Annotated in this window: 15 protein-coding genes; 3 read left to right on the forward strand and 12 right to left on the reverse strand. The window is 43.1% G+C overall.

Features of this window, described 5'->3' with window-relative positions; all coding sequences use genetic code 11:
- Positions 1 to 562 precede the first annotated feature (562 nt).
- Positions 563 to 3,325, reverse strand: coding sequence for a DUF1553 domain-containing protein (locus PLH26_RS07755; protein WP_324585438.1), 2,763 nt, complete (start codon positions 3,323 to 3,325; stop codon positions 563 to 565).
- Between the two features lie 661 nt (positions 3,326 to 3,986).
- Between PLH26_RS07755 and PLH26_RS07760 the strand changes: the two genes are divergently transcribed.
- A complete protein-coding gene (locus tag PLH26_RS07760) occupies positions 3,987 to 4,358 on the forward strand; it encodes a BlaI/MecI/CopY family transcriptional regulator (RefSeq protein WP_324585439.1) in 372 nt (123 codons plus the stop codon).
- A gap of 144 nt (positions 4,359 to 4,502) precedes the next feature.
- Positions 4,503 to 4,880 carry a hypothetical protein gene (locus PLH26_RS07765; RefSeq protein ID WP_324585440.1) on the forward strand — a complete coding sequence of 126 codons (378 nt, stop codon included), beginning with the start codon at positions 4,503 to 4,505 and terminating at the stop codon, positions 4,878 to 4,880.
- Between the two features lie 8 nt (positions 4,881 to 4,888).
- Here PLH26_RS07765 and PLH26_RS07770 read toward each other — a convergent pair whose 3' ends face one another.
- The 11 genes from PLH26_RS07770 to PLH26_RS07820 all read right to left on the reverse strand — a co-directional run bounded on the left by PLH26_RS07770 (position 4,889) and on the right by PLH26_RS07820 (position 17,858).
- Entirely contained in the window at positions 4,889 to 7,705 is a 2,817-nt protein-coding gene (locus tag PLH26_RS07770) for a CHAT domain-containing protein (RefSeq protein ID WP_324585441.1), read from the reverse strand.
- Positions 7,706 to 7,870: 165 nt separating this feature from the next.
- Positions 7,871 to 8,020: a hypothetical protein gene (locus tag PLH26_RS07775; protein WP_324585442.1), complete on the reverse strand. Its 150-nt coding sequence runs from the start codon at positions 8,018 to 8,020 to the stop codon at positions 7,871 to 7,873.
- A 120-nt stretch (positions 8,021 to 8,140) separates the two neighbouring features.
- Positions 8,141 to 10,939: a CHAT domain-containing protein gene (locus PLH26_RS07780; protein WP_324585443.1), complete on the reverse strand. Its 2,799-nt coding sequence runs from the start codon at positions 10,937 to 10,939 to the stop codon at positions 8,141 to 8,143.
- Positions 10,940 to 10,957: 18 nt separating this feature from the next.
- Positions 10,958 to 12,448 (reverse strand): S8 family serine peptidase, encoded by a 1,491-nt coding sequence (locus tag PLH26_RS07785; protein WP_324585444.1) that lies wholly within the window; start codon positions 12,446 to 12,448, stop codon positions 10,958 to 10,960.
- A gap of 151 nt (positions 12,449 to 12,599) precedes the next feature.
- Positions 12,600 to 13,364: a tetratricopeptide repeat protein gene (locus tag PLH26_RS07790; RefSeq protein ID WP_324585445.1), complete on the reverse strand. Its 765-nt coding sequence runs from the start codon at positions 13,362 to 13,364 to the stop codon at positions 12,600 to 12,602.
- A 3-nt stretch (positions 13,365 to 13,367) separates the two neighbouring features.
- Complete coding sequence (locus tag PLH26_RS07795) at positions 13,368 to 13,943, reverse strand: RNA polymerase sigma factor (RefSeq protein ID WP_324585446.1); 576 nt, start codon at positions 13,941 to 13,943, stop codon at positions 13,368 to 13,370.
- A 326-nt stretch (positions 13,944 to 14,269) separates the two neighbouring features.
- Positions 14,270 to 14,881, reverse strand: a complete 612-nt coding sequence (locus PLH26_RS07800; RefSeq protein ID WP_324585447.1) for a fumarylacetoacetate hydrolase family protein — start codon at positions 14,879 to 14,881, stop codon at positions 14,270 to 14,272.
- A 199-nt stretch (positions 14,882 to 15,080) separates the two neighbouring features.
- Positions 15,081 to 15,659, reverse strand: a complete 579-nt coding sequence (gene pth / locus PLH26_RS07805; RefSeq protein WP_324585448.1) for an aminoacyl-tRNA hydrolase — start codon at positions 15,657 to 15,659, stop codon at positions 15,081 to 15,083.
- 68 nt (positions 15,660 to 15,727) lie between these two features.
- Entirely contained in the window at positions 15,728 to 16,354 is a 627-nt protein-coding gene (locus tag PLH26_RS07810) for a 50S ribosomal protein L25 (protein WP_324585449.1), read from the reverse strand.
- Positions 16,355 to 16,377: 23 nt separating this feature from the next.
- Positions 16,378 to 17,328 (reverse strand): ribose-phosphate pyrophosphokinase, encoded by a 951-nt coding sequence (locus tag PLH26_RS07815; RefSeq protein WP_324585450.1) that lies wholly within the window; start codon positions 17,326 to 17,328, stop codon positions 16,378 to 16,380.
- 320 nt (positions 17,329 to 17,648) lie between these two features.
- Positions 17,649 to 17,858 (reverse strand): hypothetical protein, encoded by a 210-nt coding sequence (locus tag PLH26_RS07820; RefSeq protein ID WP_324585451.1) that lies wholly within the window; start codon positions 17,856 to 17,858, stop codon positions 17,649 to 17,651.
- Positions 17,859 to 17,937: 79 nt separating this feature from the next.
- Between PLH26_RS07820 and PLH26_RS07825 the strand changes: the two genes are divergently transcribed.
- Positions 17,938 to 18,353, forward strand: a 416-nt coding sequence (locus PLH26_RS07825) for a JAB domain-containing protein (protein ID WP_324585452.1), incomplete at its 3' end; no start/stop codon positions are given.

The following is an 18,353-nucleotide window of genomic DNA, read 5'->3' on the forward strand; positions in this document are numbered from 1 at the left end:
TAGGGCTTTATCTTATTACATAATTTTACTTCTTCTACTGTGTTCCTATGTTCCTGCTGTACCTATGTGTTAAAGTTTTTTTCTCAACACATAGGATCATAGGCACACATAGGGCTTTATCTTATTACATAATTTTACTTCTTCTACTGTGTTTCTATGTTCCTACTGTACCTATGTGTTAAAGTTTTTTTCTCAACACATAGGATCATAGGCGCACATAGGGCTTTATCTTATTACATAATTTTACTTCTTCTACTGTGTTCCTATGTTCCTACTGTGCCTATGTGTTAAAGCATTTTTTCAACACATAGGATCATAGGCGCACATAGGGCTTTATCTTATTACATAATTTTACTTCTTCTATTGTGTTTCTATGTTTCTACTGTGCCTACGTGTTAAAGCTTTTTTCTCAACACATAGGATCATAGGCAGATAGGGCTTTATCTTATTACATAATTTTACTTCTTCTACTGCGTTCCTATGTTTCTACTGTGCCTATATGTTAAAGTATTTTTTCAACACATAGGATCATAGGCGCACATAGGGCTTTCCGTCTATCCATTCAATTCTTCGTAACGAACTCATCTAAATTAAGCATGGCATTCGCCACAACGATCAGTGCTGCTTTTTCGGGTGTATTATTACCCATCTCTGCACCGATCATTTCGCATGTTTTGGTTTCATCATTCTTAAATTGTTCTAATGCCTGCTGATACAGCTCCACTAATGGTTCAAGCTTCGCTTTGCTGATGGGACGGAACATGGCCAGCTCGTATCCCTTACCGATCTGCTGCTGCACATTGCTACCGCCTTCTTCCTCCATTCTTGCAGCAAAATGCCGCGCCATTTCAATAAAGCCTTCATCATTTAACGTGGCCAAGGCCTGCAGGGGTGTGTTGGTCCGTATTCGCCTGGCTACACATACTTCACGTGCCACGCCGTCAAAACTAAGCATCGTAGGATAAGGAGCAGTACGCTTCCAGTACGTATACACCGCACGCCGGTATTGATCTTCTCCGGTGCTTTTTTCCCACACATTACCATCATAGGGCGACAGCCATATCCCCGGTGGCTGATAAGGCATTACACTTTTGCCGTACATTTTCGGGCTTAATAATCCAGACAGTGCCAGTGCCTGATCTCTTATTTGTTCTGCGGATAGCCTTACCCGCGGACCACGGGCATAATATTTATTAAAAGGATCTTTTTCCAGCATCTCGGGGGTTATTTTGGAATCCTGCCGGTAGGTGGCCGACATCACAATGGTTTTGACCAGCTTTTTAAGGCTCCAGTTGTATTCATTCATCAGTTGACCCGACAGCCAGTCCAGCAATAATCTGTGCGTGGGCTCAATACCCTGCGAGCCCAGGTCTTCCAGCGTTTCGGCAATGCCCTGTCCCATGAGCTGCTCCCATATCCTGTTTACAATGGTTCTTGATGTAAGCGGGTTTTTTTTATCTGTCATCCACATTGCCAGGCCGAGGCGGTTGCGCGGCGCTCCCCCGGGCAGCGGATTGAGCGAATGAGGCACATCCGGCTCCACTTCATCTCCCTTTACCATCCAGTTGCCCCTTTCAAATACATGGGTGGAACGAAACATATCAGGCGGGTTCTCCATCAATACAGGCGTAACGGCAGCAACGGGAGTAGTGATCAAATCGTTAAACCAGACATAGGCGCTATCGTAGCCCGGCGCCGTTCTCCCAGGGAAAGATGAAGCAAAATAAAACCAGTCAAAATAAGCGAGCGTATGCTCATTCACCTTTTCAACAGTGGGGTTGTGGTAAGTAAAATACAGGTCATGTACGCCTGAAGCAGCATTAAGGTCTGCCCGGCCCACATTCCATCCCTGCGACGGGGGAATAACAATAGAAGCCAGCACAGGTCCGTCGGGGCTGTCTAAATGAATTGTCCATTTGCCTTTGTCAATTCCGGAAGTATAGCGATAGCGCAATACATTTTTATTGGTAAGATCAATACCGGGTAAACGGCAAACTGCATTGTTCCTGAGCGCCAGCCTGGTATCCGAAACAGCGCTGTTCACCAATTTATCGGCAAGGTGTGCATTAACAGCAGGTTGCCATGTTTTCAGGAAGCGAATGACTCCATCTGATTCTTTCTTTGTTGCATGCTGCGCCAGCCATTCATTTAATTTTTCAAGCTTAACAGTATCCTGAGCATCAAATTCTCGCAACTGGGGATAATCACCGGTTACATCTTCATCCCTGGTATTGTTAAAAAAAGCCATGAACTTATAATACTCCTCATGCGTAAACGGATCATAAGGATGACTATGGCATTGCACACAGGCGAAGGTTGTGCTCAGCAGGGTTTCCCATGTGGTATTCACCCGGTCAATTACGGCTGCTGTCCTAAATTCTTCATCATCTGTGCCCCCTTCATCGTTTGTCATTGAATTGCGGTTAAATGCGGTGGCGATAAACTGTTCATCTGTAGCACCGGGCATCAGGTCACCTGCAAGCTGTTCGGTTAAAAACCGGTCGTAAGGCATATCGCTGTTAAATGCCTTGATCAGCCAGTCGCGATAGCGCCATATAGAACGGTAACCGTCTTTTTCATATCCTTTGCTGTCGGCATAGCGGGCCAGGTCCAGCCACATAGAGGTCCATTTTTCACCATACTGAGGTGAAGCCAACAGTTCATCCACCAGCTTTTCATAAGCATCTGCACTGCTATCATTCAAAAATTTATGTGCAAGATCATCCGACGGAGGAACGCCGGTAATGTCAAGGCTCACCCTTCGTAAAAGCGCGGACTTATCCGCCTCAGAAGACGGCTCCAGTTGCTGCTGCTTCAACTGATCGTAAATGAAGTGATCAACATCATTTTTAACCCATTCATTTTTCCCCGTCAGAAAACCCCAGAATCCTGAAGTTGCATCCGGGACTTCTACAGGTTTTACGGCCACATAAGCCCAGTGATCGCCCCAATGTGCTCCTTCCTTAATCCATTGCCTGAGCATATCAATTTCTTCGGAACTCAAAGGAGCATGCTGATAAGGCATCCTTTCTTCAGGATCTTTACTGGTAAGCCTGCGGATCATCTCGCTGTTATCGGGGTCGCCCGGAACAATAGCCAGTTTACCGCTTTCACCCTTAGCCAATGCTTCAGAACGGAATAAAAGGCTGAATCCGGATTCTTTTTTTACCCCGCCATGGCAGGTGATGCATTTTTTATTGAAGAGGGGCTTTACCTCCGTGTTGTAATCAACCCTTTTGTGACCAATAAGACTGGTGGTAACAATAAGAGCCACAACGAGTATGCCGGTAATAAGGAAGAGTTTTTTGTTGATTTTTATTTTCATGATGGGAAGCACGTTCTGTATAGGGTGTAAGGTACGAAATTTAAAAAATGAAAATATAATAATCAATCCTCCCGCAGGGAATGAACAGGAGTGTTATATTATGCCAAATTTCCCTTTTTTAGTTCACTGCCCAATGTACAATAATTGGAAAATGATGGACTTTTTTACTTCACATGAAGCAAAATCATATTATCTACATGATATTTCCAGGAATACCATCCGAATAAGGGTAACACAACGGGCGCGCCATTGTTCTTCCTAAGCACAGCTTCTCAACATTTTCATCCTCCAGGTGTTCTTCTGTCATGCTTCAGGGGCACAGGTACCAGTAAACATATCCTCATGTGCGGCTATTACCTGTGCTTTTTTTTTAGGGTATAAAAAAGAGGATAGGCCCGTAACATTCCGCAAATCATATGGTTCTATATAAAGGTTGTTGATCCTTCGCCAAAAATCCGGGCAGGAAAGGGATAATTGTCTCTTTCCTGTAAACCCTGTTCATAGCCACCACTGCAGCCGGAATGGACAGGTTTTAATCAAAAAGCGCTTATCCCGGTCTCCTTACCACTCTCCAAAAGATTCCGAAGAATATTCTCTAAAAATATTTTTTTATTCTTAAATATCATCTACATTTGTAGAACACATTCTTAATATATAGAACATGCAATTATCAAAAGCAGAGGAGCAATTGATGGAATTTATCTGGAAAGAGGAAAAAACATTTCTGAAAAATATTATAGACCATTATCCGGAGCCCAGGCCCGCAGCAACTACAATTGCTACTTTATTAAAAAGAATGCAGAAAAAAGGTTTTGTAGGCTATACGCTTATGGGCAATTCACGGCAATATTATCCTCTTGTAAAAAAAACAGATTATTTCTCAAAACATGTTAACGGGATAATTAAAAATTACTTTAATAACTCAGCGCTGCAATTTGCTTCCTTTTTTACAAAATCCACTGATCTCACTGCAACGCAGTTGGAAAGCCTGAAAAAAATAATAAATCAGGAAATTAAAAACAAGAAAAAATGATAGCATATCTTAATAAATGAATACAATAGCATTATAGCCCAACATAAACCTTTATTCAAAATTGAAACGATCAATAACAAAAAAACTTTTATTACAAGTAAATTCTCAAATGAAGAGAGAAGCAGGCTTGAGCACATTTACAAAATGATGAGTAAAGCCCAACAGGCAAAGGCGGAAATCATCTTTCATAAGAAACCATCCCCGTTCGCAAAGGACATTCCTACAGCAAAAATGTTCACTGCCTGGAAAAATGCTGCTATGTATGGCGTTTGGATAGATGGTAAAAAAATAAAAAACGAAAAATTAGATCAATACAAACCCTCTGATTTTTCGCATTCTTTCACAAGCAAACTTTACGGCGCGGCAAAAAAAAATGTCAGTTATAATTACCAGGTAGATTTAATGACAAATGCTTATTATGATAACTATTATAAAAAATCCGTTTCCCATAGCCAACCCTTAATGCTGGCACGCGATCCTGATCCTTCATATCGCTTCACAAGACTATACAATATCCCCTGATAAGTTCATCACTGTAATTTTCTGAAATCTGTTTTTAATCCCTTCCTTTTTCGCTTCATAACAATATAAAGAACAGGTGCAAGCAATAGCGTTATAGCAGGCATCAGCCACCACGGAACGCTGCCAGAATCCGGAAATGTTACCGGTTCCGTATTGCCCATGAGCACCATGTTGGCCCAAAAATAGGGAAGCAGTTTTTCCCTGCCACCCTGTTCAATAAAATACAATTTTGCTTTTTGCAGGGCGTCATCTTTACACATACCTTCCGAAAGATATTCATTAAACTTATCCGACAGCGCGTATATGGCTTGCTCATCCGCTTTCCATAAAGTGGCCGCAACCGAGGGTATACCGGCTGAGGAAAATCCCCGGGCCAGGCTGTATATCCCTTCGCCCGTGGCATTCCTTCCCGCATTGGTTTGGCAGGCGCTCAGCATGATCAGTTGTGTAGCCGGACGGTTAAGCAATTGCAATTCGGAAAGATGAATCACCGAATCCTGCATATACAACAGCGGTTCAGCATTACCGGTATCTGCAAGGGCATGCGAAAATATATTGGCAATGCTATACCCTGGTACAGCTTCCATAAAGTTACGCCTGCTGGCATTGGCTCCTGTGTACAACGTGGCAGCATTATAGTACGAAGCGGTATGCTCCAGAAATGTTGCAGAATTTGTTAAGGCAGGTAATGCAAGATCCGGTGCGAAGGATACCGGCGCAAAACCGATATAGTTTCCTTTTGCAACAGGGGCATTCATTTCTTTGAGCAGGTAGCCTGCAGAATATACATAGCTAAAAACATGATCGTACACCAAAAACTGCTTCCCCTTTTCATCTTTACACAATGCTTCAAAGGGCAGTAAAAAATTATCCTGGCACAGTATAACCCTTCCGGCAGGTAATTGCAGCGGTTCAAAAAGATTTTTATACAACGCATGTGACAGGGATGCAAAACCTCTGAAATTATTGTTCAGCCGCTGCTTGTTTGAACAGTACCCGATAAAATCCCTTATCTGGTCGCTGTAAAAATCATCCGAATGCAACTGAATCATTTTTGTTGCATCAGGCATAATGTGCAGTATATATACTGTTGTATCCTCCACAAAATAATGAACGAAGCGGGCGTTTCTCTTTAAAAGATATTCCTGCAGTTCTGCAAGCGACGGAACCTTACTCGAATACTTATACTGGTAATAAGCAGGATATTTTTGTTCGAGCGTTCTGATATAATGCTCAAATCCATTTTTTGCATGCAATACGATCAATTGCTGCTGTTTGTATTGCGCAGCATGCGCGGGCAAAGCATTGAGCTTTTGCTCTTCACTGGCAATACGCCTTTTGTATTCCTGCTCTGCATTGTGTTCTTCTGCCGGCAAATGCGCCATGGCGCCCAGTTCACTTAATTTATCGCTAAGCAACACTGCCCTGCTTTTTTCCATAAAATAAAATGCCAGCGCCGGATCTTCAGCAGCATAACAGGCTTTAAGTGCTGTTGCAAAAAAGGGCCGGGTTCTGTCTCTCCAGTATAATTTGCTTTGCTCTCCCGTTTGTTCGTGCCGCAATTGCGTGACCACCGAATCGGTAAGCAGTGCCACAGCAAGGCAGTCATGCAAAAAATGCTTATCCTTTTGTGCTTCATACAGCCGCTGAAGAAGCCAGGTTTTATTTTCAAGGATATACAGGAGCAGCTCTTTATTTTGGCTCCGGGCAATTGCTGCAACCACTGATGAGTTGCGCAAACCGCTGCCGGTATTTATACCAAGATAAAGAAAGGCCCGAAACAAATATGCTTCCGCTTTCTTAAATTCATCCTCATCAATGTATGTTCTTCCAATGTTAAGACTAAGCCTTGAAAGCCGAACGGAATCTTTTGCCTGCCCTGCATATTTTATTCCCTGCCCATAATACATTCTTGCATGCTGAGGATTTTTGAGGCTGTCGAAACAGAAATTCCCGAGATCGTTATAATCTCCTGCTATCTGCCCGATATCTGCGGTTTGTTTCCGTGCTTCAATTGCATTCTCAAAAGCAGCTGCAGCCACCCGGAAATTCCTGCGCTTTGCATAAATAAAACCCTTCATTTTATACGCACTGGCAAGCCGGTGAGGCTGATGAAGCCGCTTCGCCACAGGTATTACGGTTTCAATATCGGACAATGACTGCTCAAGCTGGTTTTGAAAGAAAAGGGATTGCCCCCGCTGGTTCAGGAAATCAAGATAGCGCAATGAATCGCCCAACTGTAAAGCAGTAATTATCCCCCCTGTACTTTCTTCCACACTTTTCTGATAGTCGCCCGTTCTGAAATAAATATATATTTTCCCGAGACGCGCATCCAGCATGCGGCTTTCGCGGCCCGCCACTTTGCGCGAAATTATAATGGCCGTGTCGTAATAAGCCAACGCTTTTGAAAACCGCTGCGTCTTATCATAATAAAAGCCCAGGTTAAAATAATGACCCGTTGCCATAAAAAAAGCGGGGGTTGGCTCTGCGGTCACAGCAATGGCTGCCGCCGATAAAGTATGCTGTATAGCAGCATCATAATTGTTGCTTACAATAAACTCGTATAATCCTATGCTGCCCAGCATTTTTGCATATATCGTATCCTTTACAAGTCCGGAGCTGTCGTATTGCGCTTTAACCCTGTACAGGTGAGAAAGTTTTTGTTCAGCAGGAAACGCGGGATTATGCTCAATAGAGAAAATGCGCTCCGCAATAAGGTGCTGCTGGCTATAACCGGTGAGGCACAGCCACAGGGCTGCTGCACAGCAAAAGCAATGTTTTACAGTCAATAATGTACCGGTGTGCAATATAAAACGTGTTGGCATATCTTCTGATGTTCAAAGATATGCCTATGGTTTGGGGAACTGAAAATGGTGCTGTCTAAAAAGCAATGTTTACCAGAGATCACCCAGCCCCGAACAAAATAAAACCTACAGGCCAGGATTTTGTGTCTTTGATCCTTTTAAGCCTCTGCCAGCTTACAATACTTTCTAATTACCAGGTTTGATCGGCGCTCCGCTGGTATCGCTTGAACCACCGCCACCGGGTGATCTTTGGGCGCCCCTGGGGCAGCCTGCAATAATAAGAACCGCCCATAACAATACAGCGAAGAACCCGATCTTAAAAAATCCATTTTTCATAAATGAAATGTTTAGGTTAAGTGGTTTTATAAATTACGAAACAAGTGGATTGTATTACACTATACGGAAACATTTTGCACAGGAAAATGAATGAGGTGTTATCGGAATTGCCAGGGATTTTCAATTGATATTTTGCCGTACCCGGACGAGCAGGATAATAACAGCAATAGCAACAGCAAAAATGATGCCTGCATTGAGCCGCCTGCTGTATGCAGCAGGTGATGAAAGCACAACAGCATCCCCGCTGCCAATAATGACCATATTGGCCCAATAATACGGTAATAGCTTTTCTTTTCCACCGCTTTCCATAAAAAGCAGTTTTGCCTTTTGAAGCGCTTCATCTTTGCGCATGCCTTTTGCAAGCAATGCATGAAAAGCATCAGAGATAGCGTATATCGTCTCTTCATCCGCCTTCCATAAAGTAGCAGAAACCGACGGTATGCCTGCCGAAGAAAAACCTCTTGCCAGGCTGTAAATCCCCTCTCCTGTTGCGTTTTTACCCACATTGGTCTGGCAGGCGCTCAGCATGATCAGTTGCGTAGCCGGGTGGCTGAGCAATTGCAGTTCTGAAAGATTAATAACAGAATCCTGCATATACAATACAGGTTCTGAGCTGCCGGTATCGGCCAGCGCATGAGAAAATACGTTCACTATACTGTAACCGGCCACCTGCTCAAGAAAGTTTTTCCGGGTAGCTGCTGTTTGGGTAAACAGTTTTGCATTATCATAATAAGCACCGGCTTTGGCAAGCGATAGCGCGGAATGCCTGAGCTCGGGAACGCCCAGATCACCGGCAAAAGATACCGGTGCAAACCCGATAAAATCACCTCCTGCTTTTCGGATATGAAAAGGTTTCATGAGATAGCGCGCCGAATATACATAACTGAACATATAATCATATACCAAGAACTGCTTCCCTTTGTCGTCTTTACACAATGCTTCAAATGGCAGTAAAAAATTATCCTGGCACAGTATTACATGCCCGCCCGGCAAATGAAGGGGCTCAAAAAGGCTGGTATATAATTTATGTGCCAACGCGGCAAATGAAGGGAAGTGATTGTTTAGCTGTTGCTTGGCAGAGCACCATTGTAAAAAGAGGTCCATGTCGCCGGAATCAAGCTCTTTCGACCGCAGCTTTATCATCCTGCTGGTGTCTGGCGTGCTAACCAGTATATACGCAGTTGTGTCCTGTATAAAATAATGTACAAAGCTTTCCCCCCTGTGCTGCAGCCAGGCCTGCAATTCCTCAAGTGTTGGAATATCGTCTGCATATTTGTACTGGTAATAGACCGGATACTTTTGTTCGAGCGTTTTAACATAGTCTTCCAGGGCTTCCTTTGCATGTATTACTTTCAGTTGCTGGCTTTGATACGCCTGCAACTGCTTACCCGTGCGGGCCAGTTTTTGCTGTTCATAAACAATGGCTGCTTTATAGCTTTGCTCCAGGGCATTTTCGGATGCAGGCAAATGGGTGGCAGCACCCAGTTCATTGAGCTTATCACTTAGCAATACCGCCCGGCTTTTTTCCATAAAATAAAATGCTTTAGGCATATCCTCAGCCACATAGCAGGCTTCGAGCGCTGTAGCAAAAAAAGACCGGGTTTTATTGCGCCAGTACAACTTGCTTTGCTCACCCAATTGTTCGTGCCGTGCCTGTGCAATAGCAGAATCCATTAAAACTGCGGTGGAAAGGCAGGCCTTGAGGTATTGTTTATCGCCATTTGTTTTATAAAGTTTGAGCAACAATTCGGTCTTGTTATTAAGGATAACCAGTAAAAGATCAGTATTACCGATGACAGACAGCCGGCTTAACACCGGATCTTGCAAAAGCGAGCCCTCATTCAACCCATATACCTCCAACGCTTTACGGTAATAATTTTCAGTACGGGTATAGCGATGATCCTGCTGCAGTCTGAAAGCCACTTCACCAAGATTGATATAGCCTTTGCACATTCTTTGAGTATCGCCTGCTTTTTGGGCAAATTCAACCGTTTTAAAATAACAATCCTGTGCCTGCCTGTATTGCTTTAAATACTGAAAATAAAAATTACCCAAATCGGTATAGTCATCTGCCACCTGGGCGTACTCATTTGTTCTTTTCCTGGAGCGTATTGCCTTGTTAAACAATAAAACCGCTTTATCAAACTGTTCCTCACCGGCATAAATAAGCGCTTTTATTTTTGCAGCCGTAGCCCATTCAAAGTCATCACCCAGCGCACCGGCATAGTGCAGGGCAGAATCGGCATCGGCGCCGGCGTTTCCCGGTTTATCAAGGTAAACATAAGACTGTCCGCGCCGGTTAAACAATTGCATCATGGTAATCGCATCTCCTGCATATTTTGCAACAGCTAAACCGGCAGTACATTCATCCACGCATTTCTGAAAATCGCCGTTTTTAAATAATATATCCGCTCTGCCCACGCGGCATTCAATGGCAATGTTACTGTGAAGGTTTAGCTTATTATCTGATATAATAACACTGTCGTAATAATCTAAAGCCTTATTGTTCAGATCAAGTGAGCTGTAAAAAACAGCAAGATTGTAATAGCTGTTTACGGCATATCCGGGAGAACTGCCGGGGGCATCTGAATTGTTGATGGCTATTGCGCGCAACATATATTCAACAGATTCCTTAGTTGCCTTATTGCCATTTTCTAAAAATTCCAGCGTGGCAATGCGGTGCAGCAGTCTTGCATATACAGAATCCCTGCTCAGTTTGCAATGTTCAAATTCATGCTTCACCCTGTATGCCTGCTGTAGCTTTACGGCATTGGTCAGGAAAGCGTTTTCAAGAGCCAGAATACTGCTCCATATGTCTTTGCCGGTGTGGCACTGTGAAAAACAATGCGTGCTTAAAAAAAGAACGGTGAGGAGCTGAAACGTCACTATTCTTAAAAATATATTGCCCCCGGTAAGCATACGATCTGTTTTGGGCTTCTATCTTAATGAAACAGTTGTTCCCTGTTCTGTAATGTCTGCCTTGCGAATCACTTTGCCCTCCTTTGTTTTATTGGCCAGGCCTGCTTCATTGTATAAAAAAACAGGATCGGGCAGGGTTTTAAGCATAGCGAAAATGCTGTCTTTTTTGGCCATAGTTAAAGGCGCGCTTAACATATTTTTATAGGTATAGTACCACGCGGCAAATTTACCCGTGGCTACAGGCGCAGCAAATGAAGAACCTGCTACGGGCGATAAACCTGTATTTACAGGATTGGTGAAGAAGAATTGCCTCGCATTATCTATTCCGTCTGCATGTACGCCGGCATCCACCACCTTATTTGAAAAATTCTGGGTGGGGCTTACCTGGTTTTTATATACTGTTGTTATGGCAATTACATTGGGCAAAAGAGGCGACAGGGATGCAGGATAAAAATGTACACTATCGAGATTGCGCTTTTGGAGCGTATCTGCCGGATCGTATTCCGGATCTTCTATTGCATCATCTTTATTGCCGGCTGCCGCTATAAGCAGAATATTGTTTTTGGTAAGATGCTCTTCTATGAATGCTTTCAATAACACCGGAGCAGTTAGCTCAGATAATGCATTACCCGAACTGTCGTATTTATTCCTTGATTCATAATAACCAAAGCTTGCGTTAATGATGCTGACCTTCCGGTTTTTCGCATAAGCGAACCCGCAAAGTATACTGTAGAGATCGCTTGTTCCATCGGCATCAAAAATTTTTACAGGCAGCACGGCTATGCTGTTCTTTTTGTACCGCTCTGATTCATCAATTATAAATTTTGTTACTGTGCTGCCATGCCTTCCGGGGTTATCATCGAGCCAGTTGTTGTTGCCCGCGGTAAAGTTCCATCCTGAGCTCCCGCCGGGTATACAGGCGCTGTCGGCGGTTTTATACAGGAATGCGGCGCTGATCAAAGCAGTATCCAGCCCGGTATCAAAAACGGCAACGTTCACAACCGGATCACTGAATGACGGAGGAGCCGGAAGTCTTGTTTCCTTAGGTTCGTTGGTATCATCAGGAAACTGAACAGGGATATTGGTACTGAAATAAAGCGGGCCGCTCTCGCCGGTTACTTTTGGCTTACTCCTGCTGCCACTGCCTCCCTGTGCTACCTCACCCTGCATATATACCTCAACACCTCTTCCTTCCAGCAAAAAAAGAGATGAATCGCAACTGCCGCACACAAATCTTATTTTCAATTCATTCTTTTCTTTTTTCACAATGCTATCCTGCAGCCATTTATTGAAGTCCTGCCGCGACGTACCGGGTTTCAGCCATACAACCAGTTGTTGATAAGGATCCGGCTTTTCGCCTTCATAAGGAGATCTTACCTGGTAGGTTGTCCAGTCGGGAACAGTGCGGGATCCGCCACAATTGCAACCGGCAATAACAATAATGCATGCCGCAACAGCCATACGGAAACATGATATTACCGATCGTGTTTTAGGAACCGTTATCTCCATACAATGTAAAATTTAGGATGAGAGATGTGAATGGTGAATAGTGAGAGGTAAAGTTCACCATTACCTACGGCCTATTCACCTCTCAATAACATATACAATATATTTTAGCTGATTTAATGTTATATATTAAAGGGAAGGATTACGGTAAAGATTACTTCCTTAGCCAGCGTTCGGCTTCTTTGCTGCCGTCGGCTTTTTCATTCACAACCTGCTGCAACAACTGCGTGGCCTGTTCTTTATCACCCGGCTGGTTTCTTTGCAATAAGGTTACCGCTTTGAGGAACGTGCCGGAGTTGCTGAACAATCCTTTTTTGGCTGCAAGCTCATCAAAACATTGCAATGCCTTGTTGTATTCTTTTGTAACAAGATAGGTTGTCCCTGCATATTTCAAGGCGTCGCTGTTCCCGGGATGTGCTTTATATACGGCTTCAAACAATTGTACAGCCCTGGCATATGCGCTATCATTATACGCTGCAATCCCCTGCTGCAGGCTGTCTTTTGCCCCGTCCATAGTGATGCTCAAATGCAACAGTTCTTCCTTTACATAACGATTGGCCAATTGCCGGGGATCAGTAGCCTTTTGGAAGAAATAAAAATAAGCTGTCAAAATTAAAATAACTCCCGCAGCGGCAGCCACAGCAATCCTGAACCTTTTTTTATTTTTTTTCATTTGCATCACAGGCGCTTCAGGCTTGAAATACACTGCATTAAGCTTTTGCAGGGTGCTTTTTAAAGCTGCTTCTCCGGTACTGTATTTGCCGGTGTTGTACATTTCGGCATCAATTGTTTTGTACAGATGGAATAAATCATACAATTCTTTATCCTCTTTCAGTCCGGCCTCAAAGCGCAGCTTTTCTTCAGGAGCCATGTCTCCCGAAAGGTAGTTTTCAAATTGCTCAACATTGTGGTCTTTCATACCTTACCATTTCAATGAATTAAATTTGGGCGACTGTTTTACCAGGCTAATCAGTCTTGCCACACACTCCGATTTTTTTTTCCGTGCATAAGCATAAGTAACATTCAGTTGTTTTGCCACTTCATCCATTGCTATGCCACTCCAGCTTAGCTGAAGGATTTTCTTACAGCTATCGCCCATTTCGGCAAGCTTTTCTGCAAGTAAATTGTTTCGTTCCTGCCGCAGTACGCAATCTTCCGCCAGTTTAAAATCATCTTCGCCTATATAATTAAATCCTTCGGTATCGGTAATTGTTACCTTTTGCGTCTTCCTTTTGCTTAATATATTGAGCCATTTGTTTTTACAAATAAGGTATAAAAATGCTTCAAAGGGGCATGTGAGTGTAAAATCACCGCCCTTTGCTTTATTGTATATAGAAAGCAGGGCATCCTGAAAAATATCCGCGGCGTCTGTTTCGCTACCGTTGTTCCGGATGATCATCCATTTGATCTTTTCGGAAAACCGCTGGTAAAGCTCTTCCAGTACTGTTGCATCATTTTCTAATAAGGCATTGATATACTTCTGGTCGGAATGTTGCATCTGAGTTGTAATGTTTAAAACATAAAAAAACTTCTCAGCGGGGTAACAAATTTTTAGAGGGCGGATATGTGATGAAATTATGAAACAAAATAGCAAAATGGTTAAACAGCTTATTTTTTTTCTTTAATACTTAATTGATCAGGGGGTTGCAACAGGGGTTGTCATGTACACATTCCGTACTAATTAGTGATTCGGGTGCACTATTATTAGCTTCGTGAATGATCAAAAGCCGCTTAAAACAAATGTTTTGGCGGCTTTTTAACAATAAAAAGAAAAGTCCGCGGGCTACGGGGACAGTTGAATTTAAAATACGGTCTTTACCAATGCTATTTGATGGAAAGCTCAAACAAGCTGTCGTCTTCTACAAAGCCTTCCAGTTCATCACCCACCACACATTCTCCAACGCCAGCCGGAGTGCCGGTAAAAATGACATCACCAATATTAAGTGAAAAATAATTAGAAATATGAGCTACAATGGCATCGAAACCAAAGATCATTTGGCTGGAATTGCCCTGCTGCACCAATTCCTTATTCTTGTACAGGCAAAAATTGATATCATCCTTTTTTATTGCAGGAGTAAGGTCAATCCATTTGCCAATAATGGTGGAGTTATCCCAGGCTTTAGCCTTTTCCCAGGGCAATCCTTTGGCTTTCAGTTCGTCCTGTATATCCCTTGCGGTAAAATCAATACCAACAGTTATTCCGTTGTAATATTTGCCGGCATGCTTTTCCTGGATATATTTTCCATTCTTGCATACGCGCAAAACCAATTCAGCCTCCGCGTGCAATTCGTTGGTAAACTCGGGATAATAAAACGGCGTATTTGCCTGCAAAAGAGCGCTTTTGGGCTTCATAAATACAACAGGCTCTAACGGTACTTCGTTGCCCATTTCACTGGCATGTTCAACATAGTTACGGCCTATACAGAATATCTTCATAATTCAATAGAGTTCAATAAGGTTTACAAATACAAATTAAACGATATGAACATGTGTTTTTAAGTAGATTTAGAGGATAATTCAAGGAAGATGGATCCTGTACAATTGGGAAATAGCAAGATGCTAATTTAAGGCAAACAAATTGAAACTTATACACTTGGCATCTTTTTTTAGCTAATGTTACTGCGCCAGTCTGCCTTTATTTTCCAAACTCCATACTGTTTACATGGTTCATGGTACGCTCAAATCCTATAACTGAAACATTTTCAATTACTTCTACGCATTTTTCTATTTTTTCTTTTACTATTGGCTGTTCTTCAGGAAACCATTTGCCCAGTACATATTCAATCTGCATTCCTTTTGGGAAATTATTGCCGATACCAAATCTTAATTTGGGGTACTTGTCTGTACCCAAAATATTTTGAATATCAAAAAGCCCGTTATGCCCTGCATGGCTGCCCCCGGTTCTTAGCCGCAACTTGCTCAAGGGAAGTGCAAGATCATCTACAACAGTAAGGGTTTGATCCAGGACCACTTTTTCTTTATCCAGCCAGTACTTAAAAGCTTTCCCGCTTAAATTCATATAAGTAGCGGGCTTTATGCAAATAAATATTCTTCCTCTCCATTTTATTTCTGCCACTTCTGCATGCCTGCCCTGCGTAAAACCACCAGCATGCTTTAGTACAAATGCGTCTACCACGTCGAAACCGATATTGTGGCGGGTATGCCTGTACTCGGTTCCGGGATTACCTAAGCCTACTATTAAAAATTTAGACATAAACCAACGGGTGTAACAAAAAGCCCAATCCGTAAAAGGATTGGGCATATAAAAGAAAATGATCCTTTTTATTTTTTCGCCGCCGGTGCAGGTGCTTTGGCAGCGGTTCCGGTTGTGGCGGCGGGCGCTGCTGCAGATTCTTCCTGCTTTAACTGGCGTGTCATTACCACGGAGGCAATCGGAATGCGGGGTGAATTCAAAATCTCGTAATGTCCTTCTTTTACATCCTCCACCCTTACATTTTCGTTGATCCCAAGATTGGTCAAATCCACTTCGATGTTCTCCTTCAGGTGCTGAGGCAGGGTTTTTACTTTTAATGTTTTCATTTTGGTTACCAGCTTTCCCCCGGCTTTAACACCTTCCGCTACACCTGTAAACTTCAGCGGAATGTTGGCAATAACCTTTTTGGCTTCACTCAATTGTAAGAAATCGGCATGGCTCAGTTTGTCGCTCACCGTATCCAGTTGGATATCTTTTAAAATACAACGATACGACTGACCATCAACATTGATGTTTGCCAACTGGAATTCTGATGTGTATACCAATGGCTTAAAAGCCAGTGCAGGAGCCTGAAAATTAACCTCCCTGTCGCCACCGTAAATTACACCAGGTACCAAACCCTGAGAGCGGAGTTGCCGGGTGGCTTTTTTTCCGGTTCCGGTCCTCAGTTGGCCTTCGATTGTAACTGTTTTCATTTTTTATATATGTTTAAAATTTCCTACTTATTCCTTAGCTGACTATGAATAAAAAGACCTGTAATACTTTGATTTTCGTACGCGTTACGAATTGCTTTCGCAAAGAGTCCCGCAACGCTTAATATTTTTATCTTCTCCGCATGTTCACGTAAAGGAAGGGTATCGCAAACCACCATCTCCTCCAGTACACTATTGTCGATGTTAACATAAGCATTACCGCTCAATACCGGGTGCGTACATAAGGCCCGGATGCTGGAGGCTCCCTTATCAATAAGCAAACCTGCAGCTTTGGCAAGTGTGCCGCCTGTATCGCATATATCATCAATAAGAACTACATTCCTGTTCGTTACATCCCCTATTACCACCATGCTTGATATTTCATTGGCACGCTTGCGGTGTTTATCGCAAATAACCATTTCGGCATTGAAATAACTGGCTATTTCCCTTATTCTGTTGGCGCTTCCCACATCGGGGGCGGCAAAGGTAAGGTTTTCCAGATTAAGTTTTTCAATATAAGGGATGAAAATAGCAGAGCTGTCCAAATGATCCACCGGTATGTCAAAATAACCCTGTATCTGCGGAGCATGCAAATCCATCGTGATCACCCTGTCGGCTCCTGCAGCAGTTAGCAGGTTAGCCACCAGCTTACTGCCAATGGCCACGCGGGGTTTATCCTTTCTGTCTTGCCGGGCGTAACCATAATAGGGCAAAACAGCAATGATCTTATCGGCAGAAGCTCTCCGGGCTGCATCAATCATCAACAACAGCTCCATTATATTATCTGAAGGAGAAAAAGTGCTCTGGATAAGAAAAACATAGTCGCCCCTTATGCTTTCCAAAAAGGTGGGCTGGATCTCTCCGTCGCTAAACCGCTGAATACTTATTTTCCCCAAGGGCTGTCCGTACTGCTGTGCAATTTTTTCTGCAAGATAGCGGGAACCTGTGCCTGAAAATATTTTCGCCTTCGGTTGCATATTGAGTGTGATATCCGGCGAAGATAAAAAGAAGGTGCTAACTATTGAGCGGCCGTTTAAAAAATATATTACCTGCTTTTCACTGAACTCAAGTGATATTATATATTGCGAACCGAATATCGGTTACATCACTGTATTCACTACAGATAAATAAAAGCTTATTGTTTCAAAAGGGCCGACTGCTGCGGGACTTCAATTTTTTCAGGTTACATAATTCCCACCTCGTTACCTTGCTCCTGTATTAAGCTGTAACAAAGGAAAAGGAGGCTTTGCCGTACTGCCGGACGGTGAAAAGATAAAAGTATCTATCCATATGATCTTTATTTAAAAGAAGCGGCAACCTGTTTTACCGGTTGATGCGCTGATACCGCCCTGGCTTCGGTATCAGCCGTTTTTTTGTTGCTTTTAAATGCGTGGTATAGAGAAGAGCATGCAAATACCGAAAAAATAAGAATAACGCAATACATGCCAATGCAAAATAAAAGCGGCTGAAGGGAGCCGATAACAAGCTGGCGGTTTGACAGTTTCATAAGAGGCAGATTTTAAAGATTTTTAAAAGGAATTTGGATATATTACAGAACAAAATAACGGTTGAAAAACACAAAAATTATGTTGACCTCACAAAAAACATCGATCAAATACTGGTCGGAAGACGACCGTCCGCGGGAAAAGCTGCGCAGTAAAGGACCTGAAAGCCTAAGCAATTCCGAACTGATAGCCATATTGTTACACAGCGGAACCCGCTGCAAATCGGCTATAGAGCTCGCCAAAGAAATCATGCTGTTGGGCAGCAATAACCTGAATGAACTGGGTAAGGTTTCCATAAAAGAATTGATGAAGATCAAAGGCATTGGCGACGCAAAAGCCATCACCATTGCTGCGGCGATGGAACTGGGCAGGCGCAGGCAAGCGGGGGAAATATTGAACAAGCCGATACTCAACGACAGCGGCAGTATTGCCAGGTACCTGCACGCCATACTCAAAGACCAGGATAAAGAAGTATTTATGGTACTGTTCCTGAACCA

Source organism: Agriterribacter sp., from assembly GCF_035444585.1.
GTDB lineage: Bacteria > Bacteroidota > Bacteroidia > Chitinophagales > Chitinophagaceae > Agriterribacter.

Coding starts and splice junctions, on each gene's coding strand:
- PLH26_RS07755 (WP_324585438.1), bottom strand. CDS start 3,325: ATGAAAATAAAAATCAACAAAAAACTCTTCCTTATTACCGGCATACTC.
- PLH26_RS07760 (WP_324585439.1), top strand. CDS start 3,987: ATGCAATTATCAAAAGCAGAGGAGCAATTGATGGAATTTATCTGGAAA.
- PLH26_RS07765 (WP_324585440.1), top strand. CDS start 4,503: ATGATGAGTAAAGCCCAACAGGCAAAGGCGGAAATCATCTTTCATAAG.
- PLH26_RS07770 (WP_324585441.1), bottom strand. CDS start 7,705: ATGCCAACACGTTTTATATTGCACACCGGTACATTATTGACTGTAAAA.
- PLH26_RS07775 (WP_324585442.1), bottom strand. CDS start 8,020: ATGAAAAATGGATTTTTTAAGATCGGGTTCTTCGCTGTATTGTTATGG.
- PLH26_RS07780 (WP_324585443.1), bottom strand. CDS start 10,939: ATGCTTACCGGGGGCAATATATTTTTAAGAATAGTGACGTTTCAGCTC.
- PLH26_RS07785 (WP_324585444.1), bottom strand. CDS start 12,448: ATGGAGATAACGGTTCCTAAAACACGATCGGTAATATCATGTTTCCGT.
- PLH26_RS07790 (WP_324585445.1), bottom strand. CDS start 13,364: ATGAAAGACCACAATGTTGAGCAATTTGAAAACTACCTTTCGGGAGAC.
- PLH26_RS07795 (WP_324585446.1), bottom strand. CDS start 13,943: ATGCAACATTCCGACCAGAAGTATATCAATGCCTTATTAGAAAATGAT.
- PLH26_RS07800 (WP_324585447.1), bottom strand. CDS start 14,881: ATGAAGATATTCTGTATAGGCCGTAACTATGTTGAACATGCCAGTGAA.
- pth (WP_324585448.1), bottom strand. CDS start 15,659: ATGTCTAAATTTTTAATAGTAGGCTTAGGTAATCCCGGAACCGAGTAC.
- PLH26_RS07810 (WP_324585449.1), bottom strand. CDS start 16,354: ATGAAAACAGTTACAATCGAAGGCCAACTGAGGACCGGAACCGGAAAA.
- PLH26_RS07815 (WP_324585450.1), bottom strand. CDS start 17,328: ATGCAACCGAAGGCGAAAATATTTTCAGGCACAGGTTCCCGCTATCTT.
- PLH26_RS07820 (WP_324585451.1), bottom strand. CDS start 17,858: ATGAAACTGTCAAACCGCCAGCTTGTTATCGGCTCCCTTCAGCCGCTT.